This is a genomic window from Shewanella sp. K8 (assembly GCF_028823715.1).
In the GTDB taxonomy this organism is placed as follows: domain Bacteria; phylum Pseudomonadota; class Gammaproteobacteria; order Enterobacterales; family Shewanellaceae; genus Shewanella; species Shewanella algae.
Genome location: NZ_JAPEHY010000027.1, coordinates 24,644 through 47,142 on the forward strand (window position 1 = coordinate 24,644; position 22,499 = coordinate 47,142).

A 22,499-nucleotide genomic window follows, 5' to 3' on the forward strand; every position below is an offset into this window, starting at 1 on the left:
TTATTTGTCTGTCCTTGCTCAGAGTCGGGCAAAATCATTGAAAAGGGCAATGCTCATCAACATCAGCAGCAACGCCGCCCCAAATCTGAATCCAATTTCCTGTACCCGTTCGGATACAGGCTTACCTGTTATTACTTCCACCAAGTAATACATCAAGTGTCCCCCGTCCAGCACTGGCAACGGCAAAAGGTTAATAATGCCGAGGTTTACGCTTATCAGGGCGAGGAACCCGAGAAAATAGACCAACCCTATGTTGGCGCTGTTACCGGCCCCCTGCGCGATGGAGATGGGGCCGCTTAAATTTTTAACCGAAACATCACCGGTAAACAACTTGGCGATCATCTTAAAGCTGACTACCACAAGTTGCCATGTTTTATCTGCCGCCACCGAGATAGACTCAAGCGGGCCATACTGCAGATCCAGCAGCATGTTGTCCGGCCACTTGGGGGCTTTGGGCACCAGGCCGATGACACCTTCCATTTCCCCATTGGCACCCTTGCGGCTGTCCGGGATCAGAGTGAAGGTCTGTTGCTCACCGCCGCGTTTAACCGTCAATTGCAGCGGCTTTCCGGCAGATACTTTAATTTGTCCGACAAAGGTTTGCCAGTCGCTGTATGCCTCACCATTGACGGCCACCAGAATATCCCCGGCCTTGACCCCGGCCTTGGCAGCCGCTCCGCCCTCGGTAACCGTCTCCACTTCAGGGATCACATCCGGACGGAAGATATCCAGCCCCAGGGTGCTGAAGGGGGATTCTTTTTCCGGATCGAAACGCCAGTTGCGAATATCCAACTGATAGGTGCGTCCGGAAGGCTCAAGCCCATCATCTGGCTGAGATACCTGGCTGAGAGGCCTCAGGGTCAAGCTCATGCTGTCATCGCCGATATGACCGACCAGCGCCAGATTCACCTCTTCCCAGTTGCGTACCTTTTGCCCGGAAACCGCCACTATCTGCTGTGGGCCATCTATCTGCATCACGGCCGCAGGCGAGCCGGGTCTGACATCGCTGATCACCGGCTTGAGTGAAGGCACACCGATGAGATACATAATATAGAGCGCGAAAATGGCAAAGATAAAGTTGGCTATCGGCCCGGCAGCGACTATCGCGATACGCGCCCAGACACTCTTGCGATTAAAGGCCTGATCTTTAAGCTCCTCGGGCACATCCTCGACCCGTTCGTCGAGCATTTTGACATAGCCCCCAAGCGGGATCATGGCTATCACATATTCGGTGCCATCTTTACCGAGGCGACGCCAAATCGCCTTACCAAAGCCGATGGAGAAACGCTCTACCTTGACACCACAGCGCCTGGCTACCCAAAAGTGGCCATATTCATGGGCGGTGATCAGTATCCCCAAGGCGACGATAAAAGCGCCCAGGTTCCATAAAAAATCAAACATCAGACCTTATTTTCCTCACTTGCATCCGGCGATAGCTTCCTCGGCATACTGACGGCTTTGGCCGTCCAATGCCAGAATATCCGCTATGGAATTTAAAGGCGATTGCGGCACACGCGCCAAACAAGCTTCATTGACCCGGGCGATATCGGTAAAGCCGATTTCCCCTTTAAGGAAGCTGGCGACGGCCATTTCATTGGCTGCATTAAGCACTGTAGTGGCTTCCTGGCCCGAAGCGCAGGCACTCATTGCCAGCTCCAGACAGGGATAGCGGGCAAAATCCGGCTCACAGAAGCTCAATTGTCCGACTTTGAAAAAGTCCAAAGGTTCAACCCCGGAGACAATTCTCTCTGGATAGGCCATACAATGGGCTATCGGGGTGCGCATATCCGGATTACCCAGCTGCGCCAGCACGCTGCCATCCTGATACTGCACCATGGAGTGAATCACACTCTGGGGGTGGATAACCACCTTGAGCTGCTCGGCACTGGCGTTGAAGAGCCAGCGCGCCTCTACATACTCAAGCCCTTTATTCATCATGGTCGCCGAATCGACAGAAATTTTAGGCCCCATGGACCAGTTGGGATGCTTGATAGCCTGGGCCGGCGTCACACTCGCCAGACTGGCAAGATCGGCGCTCAAAAATGGCCCGCCTGAGCCGGTGAGCAGAATCGATGAAATCCCTGCACCTTGAAGGTTGCAATAACCCAGCTGTTGCTGCACGGCTTCCGGCAGGCATTGGAAAATAGCGTTGTGCTCGCTGTCTACCGGCAGCAGAGTCGCGCCCGATTGGCGGGTGGCTTCCATAAATAAGCGCCCGGACATTACCAGCGCCTCTTTGTTGGCCAGCAACACTCGCTTACCTGCCTTGACTGATGCCAGTGTTGGTATCATACCGGCGGCGCCAACTATGGCCGCCATCACGGTATCGACCCGGCTGTGAGTCACCAGCTCAAGTAGTTCGGACTCGCCGGTACTGACCCGGGTATCCGAGCCGGCACCCAAACGCTCGGCCAATGCCTTGGCCGCTTGAGGGCAAACCATATGGGCAATTTCAGGTCGGTGGATCGCACACAACTCGGCCATCTTGTCCACATTGGTATTGGCCACCAGCGCATAAACATGATATGCCGCCGGATTATGTTGGATCACACTGAGGGTACTGGCACCAATTGAGCCAGTCGCTCCTAAAATCACCATGTTTTGCATAGCACTACATCCAGAATGCAATATAGATAAGGGTAAAGACGGGCAAGGCTGCGGTCAGGCTGTCGATGCGATCCAGCACACCACCGTGGCCGGGCAATATGGTGCCCGAGTCTTTAATTTTAGCGGCGCGCTTGAACATGCTCTCGGACAGATCGCCAAGCGCCGAGGCTAGTGCGGTAAACAGGGTCACGGCAACCAGCAGTCCAAGCTCCTGTTCGGGAGAGAAATAGCAAACACCGGCCACTACCACCATGGTGGTCAGCAGGCCACCCAGCAAACCTTCCAGGGTCTTGGCCGGGCTGACATTGGGCATGAGTTTAATCCGTCCCAGCGCCTTACCGGCAAAGTAGGCCCCTGAATCAGCGGCCCATACCGTCAGCATCACCAAAAACACCAGGATACCGCCAAAATAAGGGTCAGCAGGACTGCTGAGCGCTTTGAGGGCTATCAGGGAAGCGAAACAAGGTAGCAAGGTCAACTGGCCGAACATGGACTTGAGCATGGGGCTGCCCTGCCAAAGTTTGGCGCTGCGGGGATAGGAGATCACCAGCACCAGAGAGAACAACCACCAACAGGCACCGATAAGAATGATGGCCAGCATAATGGGGTGTAACTGGCCCCTGGACCAGACGGCATCGGCCGGAACCAGAAGATTAATCGCCACCAGCACTATCGCCAGGGTAGCGGTAAAACTCCATTGAGTAACCTCACAGCGGCTGTCGATAATGCGGCCCCATTCTTTTGCCGCAATCAGAAATACCGCCACCAAGGCCCATGAAAAATAACTTGCCGGGAGCAAAAAGATAGCCCCCATAACCAGTGGGATTAACCAAATTGCTGTTATTATTCGTTGTTTTAGCAAAAAAATGTCCCTCGTAAGATGTTATACGCTGCGTATTTCTTCTATCTGACTTCCGGTCAGACCAAAACGACGCTGGCGGCTGGCAAAAGTCGCCACTGCCTGGCGAAACGCCTGCTCATCAAAATCCGGCCAAAGGGTGTCGGTAAAGACCAACTCGGCATAAGCCGCCTGCCAGAGAATAAAATTACTGATGCGGTAATCCCCACCCGTACGGATCATTAAATCAACTTCATGTTGATTTTGCATGCACAAATGTTCTGCCAAGGCCTCTTCGCTGAACTGACTGCTGGTCATTTCACCGGATTCTACTTTTTCGGCCAGTTTGCGAGCAGCTTGCATTATGTCCCAGCGGCCACCGTAGTTGGCGGCAACATTGAGGATAAGCTCTGAGTTGGCGGCGGTTTTCTCTTCGGCTGCGCGGATCTGCTTTTGCAGTCTCTCGGAGAAGCGGCTGGTATCACCTATGATGTTCAGCCGGACACCGTTTTGGTGCAGCAGTTTGATTTCCCGGCGCAGCACGGTAAAAAACAGTTCCATCAACAGGCTGACTTCCTGATCCGGACGACGCCAGTTTTCACTGGAAAACGCAAACAGGGTCAGTGAACGTACCCCGAGTTGCCTGGCGGTACTCACGGCGCGGCGCACAGCCTTGACACCGGCCTTATGGCCTATGACTCTGGGTTTACCCTGGGCCTGAGCCCAACGGCCGTTACCATCCATAATGATAGCCACATGCTGCGGGATAGACTGCTTTACCAGCTCTGAAAGCTGCTCCGGTAAGCACTCAGAGGTCAGGCAGTCGCCGGTGCTGGTTGGAGTCGTAGGATCGGCTTCCATATTGGATGACATCTGAATAAACAACCCTTATAAATAGACAAACGCCGCGTAGTATACCCCTACACGGCGCATCAACTCTAGTTTAGCGAGTCAATATCAGACTTCCATCAATTCCGCTTCTTTTGCGGCCAACAGCTCGTCTATCTTCTTGATATGTGCGTCAGTTATCTTCTGCACTTCCTCTTCGCTACGGCGTACATCGTCCTCGGTACACTCTTTTTCCTTCTCCAGGTTCTTCACCGCAGAGTTGGCATCACGACGAACGTTACGCACAGCCACGCGGCCGTTTTCGGCTTCGGCGCGAACCACTTTAACCAGATCACGACGACGCTCTTCGGTCAGAGCCGGCAGAGGGATACGGATAGTGGCACCGGCAGACATAGGGTTCAGGCCCAAATCTGAGCTCATGATCGCCTTCTCTACGGCCTGGATCATGCTACGGTCGAATACGTTAACCGCCAGAGTGCGGCTGTCTTCAACAGAGATATTACCCACCTGCTTGAGCGGGGTCATGGTGCCGTAGTAAGACACCTGGATAGAGTCCAGCAATGCAGGGTGAGCACGGCCGGTACGCACTTTGGCCATTTGCGCCTTGGTGGCATCTACACACTTGTCCATACGAACCTGTGCATCTTCTTTAATCGCATCAATCACGTTAAATGTCCTTTTTGCAATCAGTCGGTTATTTCGTTTTGATCAGCGTGCCTTCGGCTTCTTCACCCATGATCACCCGGCGCAGTGCGCCTGGCTTATTCATATTGAAGACCAATATAGGCATGTCGTGGTCACGGGCCATGGTGAAGGCGGCCAGATCCATGACTTTCAATTCTTTATCCAGAACTTCAGTGTAACTCAGTTCATCGTATTTGACGGCTTCGGGGTTCTTCATCGGATCATCCGAATATACGCCGTCAACTTTAGTGCCTTTTAGCACGACTTCTGCTTCAATTTCAATCCCTCTCAGGCAAGCAGCAGAGTCTGTAGTACAGAATGGGTTACCGGTACCGGCAGCAAAAATCACCACACGTCCGGACTTGAGCAGGCTGATAGCCTCGGCCCAGTTGTATCTATCGCACACACCATTGAGCGGAATAGCAGACATCAGACGGGCATTAACATAGGCACGGTGCAGCGCATCACGCATCGCCAGACCATTCATCACTGTCGCCAGCATACCCATGTGATCGCCCACCACGCGGTTCATACCAGCCTTGGCCAGTCCTTCACCACGGAACAGGTTTCCGCCACCGATGACCACGCCAACCTGAATGCCGAGCTCAACCAGCTCTTTAATCTCCTGGGCCATACGATCCAGTACCTTGGGATCGATACCGAAGCCTTCTTCGCCCATCAGGGCTTCGCCACTCAGTTTCAGCAGAATACGTCGAAATGCAGGTTTTGGGTTGGTGCTCATCTTTTTCTGTCCTGGTCATAACAAGACCGCAGCGGCTGCTGCGGTCTTGGGAGGGTTAAGAATTGGCGATTAAGCCTTCTTGGAAGCAGCGATTTGGGCAGCTACTTCAGAAGCGAAATCTTCTTCTTTCTTCTCGATACCTTCACCCACTTCCAGGCGGATGAAGTTAGTCACAGTGGCGCCTTTCTCTTTCAGAACTTCACCAACAGTTTTCTTTGGCTCCATGATGAATGGCTGACCAGTCAGAGAAACCTCACCGGTGAACTTCTTCATGCGGCCGGCAACCATCTTCTCAGCGATTTCCTGAGGCTTGCCTTCGTTCATAGCGATTTCAACTTGAACGGAACGCTCTTTCTCAACCACTTCGGCTGGAACGTCTTCTGGGTTAACGTACTCAGGCTTGGAGGCAGCAACGTGCATTGCAATGTGCTTCAGCGTTTCTTCATCGGCTTCACCGGTAACAACTACACCGATGCGATCGCCGTGACGGTAGAAAGCCATCTTGTCACCGTCGATGTACTCAACGCGACGAACATTGATGTTTTCACCGATTTTGGCAACCAGGGCAACACGCGCTTCTTCGAACTGAGCTTTCAGATCTTCAACAGTCACTTTGGCAGCAGCGGCAGCTTCCAGAACTTCGTTGGCGAAAGCCAGGAAGTTGGAGTCTTTTGCTACGAAGTCAGTCTGGCAGTTAACTTCAACCAGAGCAGTGTAACCAGCACCGTTTTTGATCAGGATAGTACCTTCGGCAGCGATGTTACCGGCTTTCTTGGCCGCTTTGGCCGCGCCGCTCTTACGCATGTTATCGATTGCAGCTTCGATATCACCGTTAGTTTCGGTCAGGGCTTTTTTACAATCCATCATGCCTGCGCCAGTACGGTCGCGCAGTTCTTTAACCAGGGCAGCAGTAATTGCCATTGTTAAATCCTCAATTGATAATTCGACAAATTTAACCTGTTGATAATCAGGTATAAAACAGGGGCCATATGGCCCCTGTTAACCAATCATATCTCTTGGTTAATAAGGGTGATGTACTAGCATCGCACCTTATTATTCAGCTTCGATGAAACCGTCTTCTTCAGCTTGAACAGCCAGGTCCTGACCACGGCCAGCTTTGGCAGCAGCAGCTACAGACTCAGCATACAAACGGATTGCACGCATAGCGTCGTCGTTACCAGGAATGATGTAGTCAACGCCATCTGGAGCAGAGTTGGTATCTACTACGGCAACAACTGGGATACCCAGGTTGTTGGCTTCTTTGATAGCGATGTGTTCATGGTCAGCACCGATAACGAAAATGGCGTCTGGCAGACCGCCCATGTTCTTGATACCACCCAGAGACTTCTCAAGCTTTTCCAGCTCACGGGTACGCATCAGCGCTTCTTTCTTGGTCAGCTTGTCGAAAGTACCGTCAACAGACTGGGTTTCCAGATCTTTCAGGCGCTTGATTGACTGACGAACGGTTTTCCAGTTGGTCAGCATACCGCCGAGCCAGCGCTTGTCCACGTAGAACTGCTCGCAAGATACGGCAGCTTCTTTGATGGCTTCACTGGCAGCGCGCTTGGTGCCTACGAACAGGATTTTACCTTTCTTGGAAGCAATGTTGCTGATGAAAGCCAGAGCTTCATTGAACATTGGCACAGTGTGCTCGAGGTTGATGATGTGTACACCGTTGCGGGCGCCGAAGATGAAAGGCTTCATCTTAGGGTTCCAGTAACGGGTTTGGTGACCGAAGTGTACACCGGCCTGGAGCATATCGCGCATTGAAACTGTAGTCATTTTCTATACCTTAATTTAAGGGGTTAGACCTCCACGCATCCCATGTCTTCGACCCTTTGGCCAAGCCGCGGGCACCCCGAAGAATGTGTCGATACGTGTGTGATTTAGTATTTGAGTTAAATGCCATGTATAATGGCCGCCATCTTTACTCTGACCTGCCAACGAAATGGGATCCCCCACCGAAGGCAGCCCGACTTGAAGTCAATTCGAACTCGTAGAGTCGTCAGCTCAAAGTCACTTAGAGTCAAACATAACGGCGCGCTTTATACCATAAATCGCCGGCAAACACAAATTTTTTACCGCTCATATGTCGGCCTTAAACTCAGTTCAAAGCCGCGCCAGGAGCGTTATTTTACCGTTTCACAAACAAGTTGGATTGGCCTTGGCCAAGACACAGGTTATTAAGAGAAAACCCCCATGAGTATAGTCATCAAGACAGCAGACGAAATTGAGAAAATGCGTGCCGCCGGTAAGTTGGCCGCCAGTGTACTGGAAATGATAGCCCCGCACGTCAAGGCAGGGGTCAGCACCAACGAGCTCAACGATATCTGCGCCAAGTACACGGAAGAACAAGGCGCCATCTCTGCGCCGCTCAACTACCATGGTTTTCCCAAGTCCATCTGTACCTCTATCAATGAGGTGATCTGCCACGGTATTCCCAGCGATCGCGTGCTCAAGGACGGCGATATTCTCAATATCGACATCACTGTCATCAAGGATGGCTATCACGGCGACACTTCCAAAATGTTCCTGATTGGCGATGTCAGCCCAAAAGATCGCCGCCTGTGCCGTATCGCTCAGGAAAGCCTCTACGCCGCCATTCGTAAAGTTCGCCCCGGCATGCAGTTGGGTGAAATTGGCACCACGGTCGAGAAGTTTATCAAGGCCAGCAAGTCAGGCCTGGACAAATATTCGATAGTGCAGGATTACTGCGGTCACGGTATCGGCGCCGGTTTCCACGAAGAACCACAGGTAGTGCACTACAAAAACAACGACAAGACCATACTGCGTCCAGGAATGTGCTTTACCATTGAGCCGATGATCAACGCCGGTCGCCACACTTCTGTACTGAACAAGGATGACGGCTGGACTGTCACCACCTCAGATGGTAAAAATTCAGCTCAGTGGGAACATACTCTGTTGATCACCCAGACCGGCGTAGAAGTTCTGACGCTGCGCGCCGAGGAAGATTTCCCGAGGATCATCAATCACGCCAAATAAGGCGTCACCCAAGGAATAGAATGAGCACAGCGCTGGCAGCCAAAACGGCACTTTGTGAGCAGAATCAGGCCCTGTTTGACAGGTTTACCTCGCGAGAAAAGATAGTCGAACTGGTTACCAGCCGCTGTCGCTTTGTCGATAAGCAGCTGATTGAACAATGGCAAGCCCAGGGGCTGAATGATTATCCCATCGCCCTTATCGCCGTTGGCGGCTATGGCCGCGGCGAGCTGCACCCCTATTCAGACATAGATCTGCTGTTTCTGGTGGATGACAACCTGGACCCGGCAGCCGAGAGCAGGCTCAGCGCCTATATCGCCTTTCTCTGGGACGCAGGTCTTGAAATCGGCCACAGTGTCAGAACCCTGGGCGAAACCCTGCAGCAGGGTCGCCAGGACATCACCATAGCCACTAACCTGCTCGAAGCCAGGCTGCTTACCGGCCCGGAAATCCTGTTTGATACTCTCTACGACGCGATTCGCGAGCACCAATTCTGGCCATCGAACGAGTTTTTCAGCGCCAAGCGCGATGAACAGCGCGCCCGCCACGCCAGGGCCAATGCCTTCGATCTTGAACCCAATATCAAGACCTGCCCCGGCGGCCTCAGGGATATTCAAACCATAGCCTGGGTCGCCATGCGCCACTTCGATGCCGCCAAACTCGAAGAGTTGGTCGGGCACGGTTTTCTGGAGCAGGCCGAACTCGAAGAGCTGCTGGAGTGTCAGCACTTCCTCTGGGAGCTGAGATTTGCCCTGCACCTGGCTTCGGGCCGTGACGAAAACCGTTTGCTGTTTGACTTGCAGCGTCAGGTCGCCGGCTTGATGGGCTACGAAGATGCCACCCAACTGGCGGTCGAGCAGATGATGAAGCGCTATTACCGCACAGTACGGCGGGTGATGGAGCTCAACGAGATGCTGCTGCAACTGTTCAAGCGTGCCACCCTGGGGCACACCCAGGCGCTGGAAATCCAGCCTATAGATGAACACTATCAGCGCCGCGGCCGCTTTATCGAGGCGCTGGACTTGGCACTGTTTGACGATCCGGAAGAAATCGTCAGACTGTTTTTGCATGTGGCCCGCAATTCCAATATTCAGGGGATTTATGCCCCGACTCTGAGGGCACTTAGAAGGGCCAGACGCGCCCAGCCGCAACCTCTGATGGCCTGGGAAGGCTGCCGCAGAGTATTTATGGAAATCCTCCGCCATCCTCGTGGCATTGCGGCTCTGTCGCTAATGCACAAACATGGGGTGATGTCGGCTTATTTGCCTGCCTGGCGCGCCATTGAGGGCCAGATGCAGTTTGACCTCTTCCATGCTTACACTGTAGATGAACACACCCACAGGCTGCTGCTCAATATCGACAAATTTGCCCAGGCAGAGCAGAAAGAGGAGTTCCCACTCGGCTCTGTACTGATCAATCAGTTGCCGAAAAAAGGGCTTCTAGTCTTGGCGGCCATTTTCCATGACATCGCCAAGGGTCGCGGCGGCGATCACAGTAAGCTCGGCGCCGTGGATGCGCAGGAGTTTTGTAAACTCCATGGCCTCAACGACCACGACGGCCGCTTGGTCAGCTGGTTGGTGGAAAATCATCTGTTGATGTCGATTGTTGCCCAGCGCCGGGATATTTCCGATCCCGAAGTAGTCGCCGATTTCGCCGACAAGGTTCGCGATGCGGTGCACCTGAGTTACCTCTACTGCCTGACAGTGGCCGATATCTGTGCCACCAATGAAAAAACCTGGAACAACTGGAAGGGCTCCCTGCTCAGGGATCTCTATTTTGCCACCCAGAGGGTACTCGCCCGCGGCAAAGAAAAGCCGGTGGATATTCGCGCCCGGGTGCGGGAGCATCAGGCCAAGGCCAAGAAAGAGTTGCTGCGGCGCGGCTTCAAGGAAAAGGCGTTGGATCAGCTGTGGCAGAGATTCAAGGCCGATTACTTTTTGCGTCATCAACCCAATCAAATCGCCTGGCACGCCGAGGCGATACTCAAGCACAAGCAGGATGAGCCACTGGTGATGGTATCCAAACACACCACCCGTGGCGGTACCGAGCTGTTTGTCTATTGCCAGGACAAACCCAAGCTGTTTGCCACTGTGATGGCGGTGCTGGACAACAAGAATATCAATGTTCATGATGCCAACATCATGACATCCAAGGACAACTACGCCCTGGATACCTTTGTGATCCTCGAACAGGACGGCAAGGCGGTTAGTCAGCTGTCGCGGATACAAAGCATACGCAAGACCCTTGGCAAAGCGCTTAGCGGCGAGCAACCCAAGATCCCGCGCTTTCGCAAGTTGTCGCGCAAGATGAAACCTTTTAAAGTTCCGACTCAGGTCAGTTTCCTGCCGACCCGCCGCCATGGTACAAGTATGATGGAACTGATAGCCTTGGATAGCCCGGGCCTGTTGGCCAAGATAGGTGAAACCTTCTATCGCTGTGATGTCACCCTGCTGGCGGCCAAGATCACTACGATAGGCGAGCGCGCCGAGGACTTTTTTATTCTACAAACCAATCAGGGACTGGCACTGGATGAAGCCCAGCAACAAAGGCTGAAAGAGTCACTGATCAGTGCCCTGTCCCAATTCGGGACCCCAACAACCTAAGTAAACGGGAGAAACCAATGGAGGCTTTACGCCAACGTATTGAGGCGGCTTTTGAAGCTCGCGCACAGATAAGCCCAACCACAGTTGACGCCGAGCTGCGCGCCGATGTGGAACGAGTGATTGACATGCTGGACAGAGGCGAGGCCAGAGTGGCCGAGAAACTGGACGGCCAGTGGCATGTGCACCAATGGCTCAAGAAAGCCGTTTTGCTGTCTTTCCGTATCTTCGACAATGGCGTAATCGACGGGGCCGAAACCAAGTATTTCGACAAGGTACCACAGAAGTTTGCCGACTATGATGAAGCGCGTTTTCGCACCGAAGCCATACGCGTTGTGCCACCCGCTGCGGTGCGCAAAGGCTCTTTCATCGGTAAAAACACTGTGCTTATGCCCTCTTACGTTAACCTGGGCGCCTATGTAGATGAAGGCACCATGGTCGACACCTGGGCCACGGTTGGCTCCTGTGCGCAAATTGGTAAAAACGTGCATCTCTCCGGCGGTGTCGGTATCGGTGGCGTACTCGAGCCGCTGCAGGCCGGCCCGACCATTATTGAAGACAACTGCTTTATCGGTGCCCGCTCTGAAATCGTTGAAGGGGTAGTGGTCGAGGAAGGCTCAGTGATCTCCATGGGGGTCTATATCGGCCAGAGCACCCGCATCTATGACCGCGAAACCGGTGAAATTCACTATGGCCGAGTTCCAGCAGGTTCTGTAGTGGTGTCAGGCACTCTGCCCTCCAGCTGCGGCAAGTACAATCTTTACGCCGCCATCATAGTCAAAAAGGTAGACGAGAAGACCCGCGGTAAAGTGGGTATCAACGAACTGCTGCGGATGGTCGACTGACCCTTGCCCTCGGGAGCTGACCTCGAGCAATAAGCGCTTTAGCAGGTCAGCAACCCCATCTATGTGTCTGTCTGCTCTGCCCATAAGGGCGCAGGCAGACACATTTACTTACCAAGAGACAAACTTCCACACCTTGGGACACGCCTTGCCCAAGCAGCAACAACTGCTGACAGAAAGCCTCTATTCAATTGCTGGCAAATGCCCCGGCTGCGACTGTACTTAAATGGTACTTGAAGCATCCCCAAAAGGAGCAAGCCATGAACCTTTGCCAACGTACCCGCACCGGCGCCGTATTACTGGCTGTCGCCGGCCTGAGCTTCGGCTCTCTCAGTGCCCAGGCGGCAATGGATCCTTATATTGAGCAGGCGTTGATCCAGGTCTGTAAGTCCAGTGCCAGCAACAGCATGATAGCGTTTTCCAATACCCTGCGTGAGTACCGGATCAATGAACAGCGAGTGTTCCCCCGTCTGGTGTGCAATGGTGAGTCACTGCATCAGTTTGCCATGAGTCACGGCGCCGATCGCACCGCCAAAAAGATTGGCCGCTTCCTGCCCGGCAAAGTGACCATTTCCGATATGGCCATGATCCCAGAGGAGGAAAAACTCTACGTGAGTTTCCGCTGAACCTACTGAGCCCAAAACACTCGGGTTAAAACACCAAGGTCTTGTTGCCGTACACCACGACCTGTTCATTGAGTACCAGCGCCAGAGCCCGGCTGAGAACACTTTTTTCCACATCTCGGCCGGCTTTGGCCATATCTGCCGCGCTGTAACTGTGATCCACAGGGATCACGTCCTGCTTGATGATAGGTCCCTCATCCAAACAGTTATTCACAAAGTGCGCCGTGGCACCAATAATCTTCACCCCGCGCTCCCACGCCTGACGATAGGGATTGGCGCCGATAAAGGCCGGCAGGAAGGAGTGATGAATATTGATTATCTTATTGGGATACTGCTCGACAAACTCAGGGGTGAGTACTCGCATATATTTGGCCAGTACCAGGTATTCAGGCTGGTAGCCGGCGATAATCTCCAACATGGCGCGCTCGTGGGCGCTGCGATCCAACCTCTGATGACAGACGTGATGAAAAGGCACCTCAAACTTGGCCGCCAGCGGTGCCAGCGTGTCGTAGTTGGCCACTATGGCGGCTATCTCCACATCGAGAGCACCATAGTAGGTTTTCATCAAGAGATCCCCGAGGCAATGGGCCTCCTTAGTCGCCAGCACCACTATGCGCTTGCGTCCGGCATCCACCAGTTTCATATGGTTTTGCTTGGGCAGGACCTCGGCCAACTCCTTTAGCAGCTTAGTTTCATCGAACTCGCCTTCAAGTTCGGTACGCATGAAAAAGCGCCCCTGCTGATTATCGACAAACTCGTTGTTCTTGATGATGTTCAGTCTGTGCTGAAAGCATACCCCGGTGACTCTGGCGATAAGCCCATATTCATCGGCACAATCAATCATCAGTATTTTGCGTGGCATATCGGCTCCTGTCGCTGCATCAAAGTTTGAATATGCCACAGTCTCGCCGCTGGCGCGCTTAAAATTTATTCATCAAAAGCAGCCCGTTATCTCCGGCTTGCCTGGCGACTGTCCAAATACTTTTGCAAAAGCCCTCTCAAGGTCTCGGCCTTGGTGCCAAACACCACCTGGACGCCCTGCCCTACCACTATCACGCCCTTGGCTCCCAATCCCAACAGGCGGGACTTGTCCACCAGCTCTGGGCGTTCGACACTCAGGCGCAAGCGGGTCATACAGGCGCTGAGATTGCGGATATTGGCGGCGCCGCCGAGCGCGCCTATCATGGCCAGCAGATTGCCGCCCGAGGCGGTTTCCGGTTCCAGCCGCCCCGGCGTCTTGAGATTGAATGCCATGATGGAAGCGCGGAAAATCAGATAATAGATGACTGCGGTCAAGGGGCCCAGGATCAGAAACCAACCGGCGTTGGCAGATTGATGCCACAGAAGGGCAAAATCCAGCAAACCATTGGAAAACACCAGCCCATAGTGAATGTCGAGCCAGATACAGACTGCATAAGCCAGCCCGGTCAGCAGTGCGTGCACCAGATACAGCAAAGGTGCTACAAACAGGAAGGCAAACTCAATCGGCTCAGTCACCCCGGTAAGCCAACTGGTTGCCGCCGCCGACAGCATGATGCCGGCCACCCGATTGCGTTCACTCTTGTCGGCACAGCGCCAAATCGCCAGGGCCGCCGCCGGCAGGCCCCACATCTTGATGAGATAGCCACCGGCCAGATTGCCGGCCTGGGGATCGCCGGCGAGGTAGCGTGCCACTTCGCCTCTGAGCCATTCACCATCCTGATAATACTGCCCAAGCTCCAGGTAGAAAGGCGCATTCCAGATATGGTGCAGCCCAAGTGGTAACAAGAGGCGTTCCACTGTGCCATAGATGGCAAAGGCCAGCTGCGGCTTTTGATATACAGCCCAGTTGGAGAACACCTCAATATAGTGAGCCAAAGGTGGCCAGATAAGCGCCAGCAAATAGGCCAGCAACACAGCCAACGGCAACATCAGCAATGGCGCGCTGCGGCGCCCCTCAAAGAAGGAAAAGATAGCCGGCAAACGCAAGTGACGACTCATGGCCATCGCCAGGCAGGTCATCACCCCGAGCAACATACCACCGGCAATACCTGTATCTATGGTCTCCACTCCGAGCCAAACCGAAGTGTGCACGGGGTTTTGCGAGGCCAGCAGCGATAAGGTGGAACTGAATACCCCAAAGCCGAACGCCGCGCTGAAGGCGGCAATCCCCTGATCGCGACAAAAGCCTATGGCAATGGCGATGGCAAACAGCAGCGGCATCATAGTGAAGATGAGATTGCCTGTGGTGGCAAACAACTCATTGAGCGAAGGAGACAAAATACCTGTCGGCGTACTGGCCAGGCCTTTCATCACCCCGGCAGCAGGCAGGATAGCTATGGGGACAAGCAGCGCCTGACTCAGGCGCTGGGCAAACTTAAACCAATGTTGTGAAAAGCCTTTCAGGCGCCCGGTTCTGTTTTCAGCAGGGGTAGCCAGTTGTTGAGCCATGTTTGAGCCTCGACCTCGGGTTCCATGGTTTCGCAGGCATCAATCTCCAAACGCTCACCGACACGTTTGGCACCAAGCTCCGCAAACAGTTCATCCAATTGTTTACCTGCGCCGCAGAAAGTCTCATAACTCGAGTCTCCCAGGGCAATAACCCCGTATCTAAGGTCTGGTAAGTAAGGGGCCGTGTCTTTCAGTTCCAAAAACCAGGGCAAAATATCATCCGGAAGATCCCCTTGGCCGGTAGTGGAAGAGACCAGCAACAGATACTCATCGGCAGTCGGTACATATCCTTTAAGCTCATGACTTTGCCAAAGTTTGGCATCCACACCATGAGTCTGGAGCTGCTTCAGGAGTGTCTCGGCAACAAACTGGGCGTTACCATAGACAGTTCCAAACACCAGGTTCACTTTTTTCATGTTATACTCTGCACCTCGGAGCCAATATTCATTGTTCTCCACCATACTGTATCGTCTGCTTGTGCTGCAAGCACAAGCATCAACAGACACCAAGCCGACACGCCACTGGCGATAAGGAAACGCAGCGATGCGACAGAGCAGCAGGCAGAAACTTCAGAAGCAACACCAAAGGGCAACTCATGTCCGCCGTATGTGTTACTTCAGAGCCGCTCAACAAGACCAACACCATGCCCACTATCCACTCGACGCCTATCGTCCCTTACTTGACATGATGCACAAGCGCACCAATAAAGACGAAACCTAAGCCAGCAGCAAACCGCTGTCTGACTCAAGCTGGGACTCGTCCCAGCCCAGGCCTTCGAACACTTGCAGCCATTCGGCCTCCGGCTCTGTCACTATGGTGACGGGTTCGCCTGTCGTTGGGTGAGTGAAACTCAAGCTCTGAGCCAACAACCATAAACGGTTGAGGCCGAAGTGTTCGCGAAAGAAACGGTTTTGCTTGCCATCGCCGTGGGTGGTGTCACCTATAATGGGGTGACGCAGATGAGCCATATGCCTTCTGAGCTGATGCTTGCGCCCAGTCTGCGGCGAGAGACGTATCAAGGCAAAACGACTGCTGGGGTAACGCCCTGACGGGAAAGGGATCTCGGCATTGAGTAGCGGCGCATAATGAGTAATGGCGTCCTGGGCTTCCTTGTTGCGGTCGGCATGTTTATCGGCCACTGCATCGAGCTCTTCTTTGAGTGGATAGTCCAGTGTACCGGCTTGGTGCATATTGCCGCGCACCAGGGCCAGATACTCTTTGCGTGTCTCGCGCCCGGCAAACTGCTGACATAAAATAGCGGCAATTTCACTGCTCTTGGCGAACAACAAGACACCCGAGGTCGGCCTATCCAACCTGTGCACCGGAAATACATGACAACCCACCAGATCACGGGTCAGCTGCATGGCGAAAAAACGCTCTTTTCGTGCCAGATAGGTTCTATGCACCAGTAATCCCGCCGGTTTATGGATGGCAACCAAGTGTTCATCTTCATAGAGGATACGGATCTCGGGGCACTCTTCATCCACAGGTGTCAAAGCTTGCTCCGAAATCTCGGCTTGAAGCTGGGTCTCATCTTGCTTGTTTGGTAAGGAGTTCATCCAAGGTTCTCAACAAAGTGATCAAATTACGGTATGTGGGCGCTTCGCCCCAGACATGCTCGGCCATAGGTGCAGTTGCTATGGCTGATGGCAGCGGCATTTCGGCGTCTATCAGCGTGCGCATTTTTGGCAGCAAAATAAACTGCAACCAGGCTTCAAATGCCATGCTCTCGCAGGCAAAGGGCGCCTGACTGGCCATGGCTGCCGCGCCAGGTTCGGTTGCGCTCCACATTCCCAGGGCTTTCAACTCGACCTCTATGGCCAACAGGAGTTTTTCAGTCGCCAGAAAAGGCATCTGTCACCTCGCAGATCCAAAACAATAAATTGGCACCAATCATACCATCGGGCCAAGCTTATCCCTATAATGCACCGCATTTGTTGTACAAGAGTCAAACGAGCATGGACAGTATCACTACCCTCAGCGAACTTCTCAGCGCCGCCAACACCCAATATCAGGTCTATGATCTCGGCCGCCGGGTGCAACACATAGATCCCATGGCTTTTCATCAGATAGAGGCCCTTCAAAGCCCCTATCCCTTCCCCATACAAGGGCATGCCCAGTTTGCCCTGGTGTTCTGGGATGGCAGTAATCAGCAATATATCTGGTTCCTGAAATTACCTTTGGATGAGCGCGGACTCCTGGTCCCTGCTGCACGCAGCCAGTTTATTCAGATGTTGCTTGAAGCCATGGGGGAAAACCTGACCCGTGAACTGACCGAAGCCCAGCAGCAACAGATGGCCAATCATCCCTTCAGTTTCAAGCCCCCGCAAGAAAAACTGGCCCTGTTCAACGCCTTGGTGCGCAAACAACTGGGACAAGCCGCTTCGGTGCAGTATGAATATGCCTGCCAATACCTGAGCGGCAAGGTGGCTGCCGAAAACTGGCAACATTTGGGACTGCAAGGGCTGGCGGATATCTGTGCCCGGGTCAATGAACTGGATCACTCAGCCCTGTTGCAACAAGGGTTAAGCAAAGGTGCCGCCGAGGTACAGATTGCCCTTTGCCAGCAACTGGAACATATACTATTGCCAGAGCCGCTTGCCGAAACGCTCTTCCAGGCATTCAAAGACGCTGCCCCCGAGCATAAGGTTTACTTCCTTCGCGCCTTGGCATCTCACCCTAAACTCTGCCAACAGGCGATAACAGAGCTGGATAGTCAGCAGGCGCTGAATATTGACGCCTTGATCGCCATTGCCGCCCGCTGCTGGCTTAGTCTGAAACAGGATGAATGCCGCAAAATTTATCTCGAGGCTCTGGCTTTGCAGGAGCAAAGCTTCTTTAATCAAATCTTTGCTGATATTGTGGCCATACCCGGGATACGTACCCAGGTATTGAGCGAACTTCGCAATCCTCACCGCAGTGACCGCCTATCCGGCGCCATTGGCGGTCTGTTCAGGGCGACCACAGAATGATGACAGATTTTCTCCTGATCGCAGCGCTGGTAATGATTGCTGCGTTTTTCTGGCAACTGCGACAAATGGCCGAACTCAGTCGGATATTTGCCGAGCGGGAATGCCAACGGCAAAAGGTGCAGATGCTGGCCATCGCCATGGAGTCGGCGCGTCCCAGCATAGGCGGCAAGAACGGCCTGTGCTGGAATGCACGCTTTATGTTTGAGTTCAGTACCGATGGCATCAACCAGTATCGCGGCCACATCCTGATGCACGGTAAACAGATCCAGAAAATTGAATGGCCAATATTTCCCGAACCCGAGTGGCATGAAGCGCCAACTGCCAGAGGCAGCGTCGGTGGCGGTTGTGGCTCCCGCGGTGGTTGCAGTTCGGGTAAGTGCCGCTGATATTTTGCTGCATCTGACAGAAAACTGAGCCGACCCCGTCGTTGAAGAATCAGTAAAGTTTGCCAGGTTACACAGATAAAAAATCAGAAAAATGGCAGCAGACTCTTGCGCCATCAAAGTTTGAGAACCATTTAAGTCCCCAAATAAAAAATCCCTAAAATAAGAAAGGGCGCGACAATTAAGCCGCGCCCATCTGTTTCTCTGTTAAGCCTTCCAGCTATTAAGTTGCTTCCCTGCACCATCCATGCGTATGCCGTGCGTCCTGCGCTCCCTGTACCATCCTGGTGAGTCCCTGTACTTGCGTACCTGTTCCCTTAGTCCCGATTATCCCTTGATCGGGCCTTGCTCTATCCTTAAGCGTGTCCAGTATCGTCCTTGCGCATCCGTTCAATACATCCTGTTTCGTCTTCCTGACGCTGACCACATTCCTTGGGTCAGTACCTTTCCCTGTTTGCCATCATCCTGATAGGCATCTTCCTTGAGTCATCCCTGGACCGTGTTCCTCACGGTTTAGGTCTTCCTGACCTTGTTCCCTGAATCATCCTTGTCCTTGGATGACTTAAATACTAATCCAATCCCGGCCCCAGGGTTGTACAGAAACCGTTCAATAACTCGTGAAACTTTTTTGTAGCAATTGAAATAATGTTTATAACAAATTGATTTTAAAAGGCTTAATTGTTTTTTAACGACAAAACCCGCTGTTTAACTCTTGTTTGTCTCACAGTCTTGTGAGACATCTCGCACACGATGCCCGGCTTTAATGGAAAACGATGTGTAGTTAAAGACACATCGCCTATAAATCAGTACCGGAATGACCCTAGCTTTAATGACGTCCTATAAAAAAAACAGCAAAAGAAAAGGCGCGTCCTAAGACGCGCCCTATTTACTGCTGTCAGCCATCCCGCTGAGTTGTGCTCCCTGCACCTTCCATGCGTATGAATTTCTTCCTGTGGACACCTTGTCTCAGTTACGACAGCTTCCAAGCTATCTTTTCATCCCTGCTTACAACCATCCTGGTGTCTGCTCAATTCCCTTGAGCCTCCTTGTGGCCTCCTGGCACTCATCTTCCATGTTTGCCCATCCACTAGCAGCTGTCGTCCATGAGTTGGGTATTCCCTTAACCCAAAGGCTGGCATCCCTGAGCCTGTCCTCTACTTCGTCCTGAACGCTTTCCTTAGCAGACCTTCCTGTCTCAAATTGCCTTTCCTGGCGCGGCAATTTCCTTATTACCGGAAAAATCTCCTGTGTATCCATCCTGGATACTGCTTTCCCTGCGAGCCGTTTCCTTGGCTTGAACTTCCCTGGAATGGTTTCAAGACGTCCTGTCTTGATTGTCATCCATGACTGAAATCCATTTAGCAGGCTTCCTTGCAGCTCGTCCTTGCATAGGCCTTTCCCAAACGTGTCATCCTGACACTTGCCCTGCCTTAGCTGCCGCCTTAAACTCCTTGGCGTTGCTTTCCTTGCGGCTCCCTCTTCCTTGAGGCCCTCTCTTCTTTGAGGCTCGTAACTTCAGCTCCTTTCCTTGGAAGCTCTGTCAAAGTATCCTGCCCTGACCACAACTTAAGTGTACCCAAGGACCCCTCTTTGAGATGGTCAATTTTAGAACAGGCTAGGAATGACAAATATTCAGTAGTCGCTAATGAAATGATAATTAATTGTTTATTAACAATATTTAATTATTCGCCAGTAAGAACAGCAAATAAGTCTTATGTTTGTCGCACAGCTTTGTGAGACATATCTCACATTGGTACTGGTAAATAACCAAAAACACTCAGAAACGACGTTTGCCACTGACAAATTGGGCCAACATGACCCAGTCAGCCATCAAGCTGTAGACTGGGTATTGAAAGGTCGCCGGCTTATTGTGTTCAAAACCAAAGTGACCAATCCAGGCAAAGCCATAACCCACCACAGGCAGAGCCAAGAGCCATACAAATTGTCCACTAAGCAGGCTGAATAACAGAATAAGCAATACCAGGGTCGAACCTAGATAATGCAAACCTCGGCATACGGGATCGGAATGCTGAGACAGGTAGAAAGGATAAAACTCAGCAAAATTCTTGTACTTTTGCTCCATGCTTAACTCCTGTTATTGGTAGACGTCATCATCGGTATGACTGTGGTAAAAGAGCAACTCTCCGGTTAACTGCCCTATATTGAGCTCAACCACGGGTACAAAGCCTTGCTCTCGGAACAGATGAGAATGGCCATCCTCAGTCACAAAAACTCCAACCCCTTCCAGCTCCGGCTGCTCATCACACCAACCCAATACCGCCTGGACGAGCAACTTGCCATAACCCTTGCGCTGCTCGGTTAAAGCTACTGCAATGAACTGTATAATGCCGTATTCAGTAGCCGGCAGGTGCTCCAGAATTGAATTCTCCTTCTGCATCAACTTCTGCGTTGATTGCCAGCCCGTCCCCAGCAGCATTTTCAAACGCCAATGCCAATAGCGCCCCTCCCCCTGGGGAAGTGATGAGGTCACCACGCAGGCAACCCCAATCAAGCGCTCATCGTCGAACAACCCAATAAGAGGCTGCTCCTGTTGCCAAAGCTCATTGAGCTCTTCACGGATCGCGGCCCTGAGCTTTTGTTCATATTCGGCGGCATTGGCGGCCGGCAAGGTCTGCTGAAAAAACGCATCATCGTGATAGGCGTTATAGAGAATTGATGCGGCCAGGCGCAAATCTTCCGCTGTCAGGTAGACGGCACGCAGAGAATCGGGAGTCTGGGTTTCCATTTGTTGTTGTCCTTGTCAGCCAAAAGGGCAATTTCCAATTTAACAATATTGGATCAAAGTGCAATATCTTGATCTTGCTTGCCAGGCATTGTCACTTCATCTTTAGGCAGATTGGTATAAGCTAAGGAAGGCGCGAACAAGTCCCATGTGGGCTCTGCGTCGGCTTACGGGCTTGGATGCAAGGCGTGGTTCGCAGCAAATGGCCCTAGTCCTTTGCAAGAAGCACAACACAGCAGGCAGGCCTGTAAGCCACGCCCTTAGGGGCTTTCACAGCAACCGGCTCTCTGCGTTATCTGACTTCGACAGGCCCCGGCATGCCTTCAGTCATATGCCTTGAACGCCAATTGCTGTGCAAGCCAGAGTGCCACGAGGACTTATTCGCACCTTCCCTAAGGGGAAGGAATAAGGCTTACTATCTGTTTTATTAAGGCTTGTTCACCCATCACTCATCACCTTGGCAATATATGTCGGGATTTCAGGAGGTCAGAATATGGATACCACCCACACAGACTTGGCCCATTTATTTGAGCAATTGGGACTCCCCAGCAGCAGCAAGGCGATAGAAGGCTTTATCGGCGCACATTCTATCCCCGAGGGAGTCAAACTGGTGGATGCACCATTCTGGAATGAAGCGCAGCGCACTTTTTTAACAGAGGCTCTGGCCGAGGACGCCCAATGGTCAGACACCATAGACCATTTGGACGCCCAGCTCAGGAGTTGATTGGGATTGGGATGAGTTTGAATTACAGCTGCGCGTAGGCCTTATCGCCCCAGCCAATCAGTTGTTGATCGCGAAACACCAAGGGGGTGCACTCATCCTTGGTGGTCTTGCCATCACTGTGTCTGTGGCGGGTACGGTAAAATAGTACCTGTACTTGCTGATCATTGGAGAGAAAGGCTTCATTAAAGTCGGCCTGCCCCATGAGCTGCTGCACCTGTTGCTGATCCATCCCCAGAGTCAACTTGGCCAGTTGTTGCTGATTTTGCTGTTGCTGTAATTGCCAGGACTCCTTTTCATCCCAGTTGGCTTCGTGATCGCCGACATTGACCACACAGGCACTAAGCCCTAAGCTTGCAATCCCCATCAGTGGCAGTAATAACTTGTTCATTGTCACTCCTTGTTATATTTATCAAATGTTGACTTTTGTTAAGCAAATGCAGCAAACGCTTTGCAACATGCAGG

General features: G+C 52.6%; 25 protein-coding genes. 8 read left to right on the forward strand and 17 right to left on the reverse strand.

Annotation, left to right across the window (positions count from 1 at the left end):
- Nucleotides 1-18 precede the first annotated feature (18 nt).
- The 8 genes from rseP to rpsB form a co-directional block, all read right to left on the reverse strand.
- Nucleotides 19-1,401: a sigma E protease regulator RseP gene (gene rseP / locus ON072_RS14690; RefSeq protein WP_261753231.1), complete on the reverse strand. Its 1,383-nt coding sequence runs from the start codon at nt 1,399-1,401 to the stop codon at nt 19-21.
- 15 nt (nt 1,402-1,416) lie between these two features.
- Nucleotides 1,417-2,607 carry a 1-deoxy-D-xylulose-5-phosphate reductoisomerase gene (ispC, locus tag ON072_RS14695; RefSeq protein ID WP_044734897.1) on the reverse strand — a complete coding sequence of 397 codons (1,191 nt, stop codon included), beginning with the start codon at nt 2,605-2,607 and terminating at the stop codon, nt 1,417-1,419.
- Nucleotides 2,608-2,611: 4 nt separating this feature from the next.
- Nucleotides 2,612-3,469, reverse strand: a complete 858-nt coding sequence (locus tag ON072_RS14700) for a phosphatidate cytidylyltransferase (protein ID WP_025887250.1) — start codon at nt 3,467-3,469, stop codon at nt 2,612-2,614.
- Between the two features lie 21 nt (nt 3,470-3,490).
- Nucleotides 3,491-4,318 (reverse strand): polyprenyl diphosphate synthase, encoded by an 828-nt coding sequence (gene uppS, locus ON072_RS14705; protein ID WP_028779852.1) that lies wholly within the window; start codon nt 4,316-4,318, stop codon nt 3,491-3,493.
- Between the two features lie 84 nt (nt 4,319-4,402).
- The gene (gene frr, locus ON072_RS14710) at nt 4,403-4,960 is read right to left on the reverse strand and encodes a ribosome recycling factor (RefSeq protein ID WP_025010981.1); all 558 of its coding nucleotides are present in this window, start codon (nt 4,958-4,960) and stop codon (nt 4,403-4,405) included.
- 28 nt (nt 4,961-4,988) lie between these two features.
- Nucleotides 4,989-5,720 carry a UMP kinase gene (pyrH, locus tag ON072_RS14715; protein ID WP_025010980.1) on the reverse strand — a complete coding sequence of 244 codons (732 nt, stop codon included), beginning with the start codon at nt 5,718-5,720 and terminating at the stop codon, nt 4,989-4,991.
- A 69-nt stretch (nt 5,721-5,789) separates the two neighbouring features.
- Nucleotides 5,790-6,641 (reverse strand): translation elongation factor Ts, encoded by an 852-nt coding sequence (tsf, locus tag ON072_RS14720; protein WP_044734899.1) that lies wholly within the window; start codon nt 6,639-6,641, stop codon nt 5,790-5,792.
- 132 nt (nt 6,642-6,773) lie between these two features.
- The gene (rpsB, locus tag ON072_RS14725) at nt 6,774-7,502 is read right to left on the reverse strand and encodes a 30S ribosomal protein S2 (protein WP_025010979.1); all 729 of its coding nucleotides are present in this window, start codon (nt 7,500-7,502) and stop codon (nt 6,774-6,776) included.
- A 417-nt stretch (nt 7,503-7,919) separates the two neighbouring features.
- Here rpsB and map point away from each other — a divergent pair, with 417 nt between their 5' ends.
- The 4 genes from map (at nt 7,920) to ON072_RS14745 (ending at nt 12,788) form a co-directional block, all read left to right on the forward strand.
- Nucleotides 7,920-8,723, forward strand: coding sequence for a type I methionyl aminopeptidase (gene map / locus ON072_RS14730; RefSeq protein ID WP_028779850.1), 804 nt, complete (start codon nt 7,920-7,922; stop codon nt 8,721-8,723).
- A gap of 20 nt (nt 8,724-8,743) precedes the next feature.
- Nucleotides 8,744-11,323: a bifunctional uridylyltransferase/uridylyl-removing protein GlnD gene (glnD, locus tag ON072_RS14735; RefSeq protein WP_167715215.1), complete on the forward strand. Its 2,580-nt coding sequence runs from the start codon at nt 8,744-8,746 to the stop codon at nt 11,321-11,323.
- Between the two features lie 17 nt (nt 11,324-11,340).
- Nucleotides 11,341-12,165 (forward strand): 2,3,4,5-tetrahydropyridine-2,6-dicarboxylate N-succinyltransferase, encoded by an 825-nt coding sequence (gene dapD, locus ON072_RS14740; protein WP_071238232.1) that lies wholly within the window; start codon nt 11,341-11,343, stop codon nt 12,163-12,165.
- Nucleotides 12,166-12,422: 257 nt separating this feature from the next.
- Nucleotides 12,423-12,788 carry a DUF3718 domain-containing protein gene (locus ON072_RS14745; RefSeq protein ID WP_025010977.1) on the forward strand — a complete coding sequence of 122 codons (366 nt, stop codon included), beginning with the start codon at nt 12,423-12,425 and terminating at the stop codon, nt 12,786-12,788.
- A gap of 25 nt (nt 12,789-12,813) precedes the next feature.
- Here the strand turns inward: ON072_RS14745 and purU are convergent, their stop codons facing one another.
- The 3 genes from purU to ON072_RS14760 all read right to left on the reverse strand — a co-directional run bounded on the left by purU (nt 12,814) and on the right by ON072_RS14760 (nt 15,631).
- Nucleotides 12,814-13,647, reverse strand: coding sequence for a formyltetrahydrofolate deformylase (purU, locus tag ON072_RS14750; RefSeq protein ID WP_261753230.1), 834 nt, complete (start codon nt 13,645-13,647; stop codon nt 12,814-12,816).
- An 86-nt stretch (nt 13,648-13,733) separates the two neighbouring features.
- Nucleotides 13,734-15,215: a PTS transporter subunit EIIC gene (locus ON072_RS14755; RefSeq protein ID WP_045283557.1), complete on the reverse strand. Its 1,482-nt coding sequence runs from the start codon at nt 15,213-15,215 to the stop codon at nt 13,734-13,736.
- Nucleotides 15,167-15,631, reverse strand: coding sequence for a flavodoxin (locus tag ON072_RS14760; protein ID WP_044735893.1), 465 nt, complete (start codon nt 15,629-15,631; stop codon nt 15,167-15,169). Before ON072_RS14760 ends, ON072_RS14755 begins: the two co-directional genes overlap by 49 nt.
- A gap of 127 nt (nt 15,632-15,758) precedes the next feature.
- Between ON072_RS14760 and ON072_RS14765 the strand changes: the two genes are divergently transcribed.
- Nucleotides 15,759-15,935, forward strand: coding sequence for a hypothetical protein (locus ON072_RS14765; RefSeq protein WP_096142632.1), 177 nt, complete (start codon nt 15,759-15,761; stop codon nt 15,933-15,935).
- On the opposite strand, the gene truC is transcribed toward ON072_RS14765, so the two are convergent.
- Nucleotides 15,932-16,774, reverse strand: a complete 843-nt coding sequence (gene truC, locus ON072_RS14770) for a tRNA pseudouridine(65) synthase TruC (protein ID WP_107110888.1) — start codon at nt 16,772-16,774, stop codon at nt 15,932-15,934. The genes ON072_RS14765 and truC overlap by 4 nt on opposite strands.
- Entirely contained in the window at nt 16,746-17,069 is a 324-nt protein-coding gene (locus ON072_RS14775; RefSeq protein WP_208141981.1) for a YqcC family protein, read from the reverse strand. The genes truC and ON072_RS14775 overlap by 29 nt, the downstream gene beginning before the upstream one ends.
- A gap of 104 nt (nt 17,070-17,173) precedes the next feature.
- Between ON072_RS14775 and ON072_RS14780 the strand changes: the two genes are divergently transcribed.
- Both ON072_RS14780 and ON072_RS14785 read left to right on the forward strand, forming a co-directional pair.
- Nucleotides 17,174-18,187, forward strand: coding sequence for a DUF3549 family protein (locus tag ON072_RS14780; RefSeq protein WP_144438800.1), 1,014 nt, complete (start codon nt 17,174-17,176; stop codon nt 18,185-18,187).
- Complete coding sequence (locus tag ON072_RS14785; RefSeq protein ID WP_025010973.1) at nt 18,184-18,573, forward strand: DUF3301 domain-containing protein; 390 nt, start codon at nt 18,184-18,186, stop codon at nt 18,571-18,573. The genes ON072_RS14780 and ON072_RS14785 overlap by 4 nt, the downstream gene beginning before the upstream one ends.
- A gap of 1,002 nt (nt 18,574-19,575) precedes the next feature.
- On the opposite strand, the gene ON072_RS14790 is transcribed toward ON072_RS14785, so the two are convergent.
- From ON072_RS14790 to ON072_RS14800, 3 genes are all read right to left on the reverse strand, one after another.
- A complete protein-coding gene (locus ON072_RS14790; protein ID WP_101060008.1) occupies nt 19,576-19,911 on the reverse strand; it encodes a hypothetical protein in 336 nt (111 codons plus the stop codon).
- 436 nt (nt 19,912-20,347) lie between these two features.
- Entirely contained in the window at nt 20,348-20,653 is a 306-nt protein-coding gene (locus ON072_RS14795) for a DUF962 domain-containing protein (RefSeq protein ID WP_261753229.1), read from the reverse strand.
- Nucleotides 20,654-20,665: 12 nt separating this feature from the next.
- The gene (locus tag ON072_RS14800) at nt 20,666-21,316 is read right to left on the reverse strand and encodes a GNAT family N-acetyltransferase (RefSeq protein WP_044734907.1); all 651 of its coding nucleotides are present in this window, start codon (nt 21,314-21,316) and stop codon (nt 20,666-20,668) included.
- Nucleotides 21,317-21,806: 490 nt separating this feature from the next.
- Here ON072_RS14800 and ON072_RS14805 point away from each other — a divergent pair, with 490 nt between their 5' ends.
- Nucleotides 21,807-22,037, forward strand: coding sequence for a DUF2789 domain-containing protein (locus ON072_RS14805; protein ID WP_025887242.1), 231 nt, complete (start codon nt 21,807-21,809; stop codon nt 22,035-22,037).
- Nucleotides 22,038-22,059: 22 nt separating this feature from the next.
- Here ON072_RS14805 and ON072_RS14810 read toward each other — a convergent pair whose 3' ends face one another.
- A complete protein-coding gene (locus tag ON072_RS14810) occupies nt 22,060-22,425 on the reverse strand; it encodes a DUF3192 domain-containing protein (protein WP_037466957.1) in 366 nt (121 codons plus the stop codon).
- Nucleotides 22,426-22,499 lie beyond the last annotated feature (74 nt).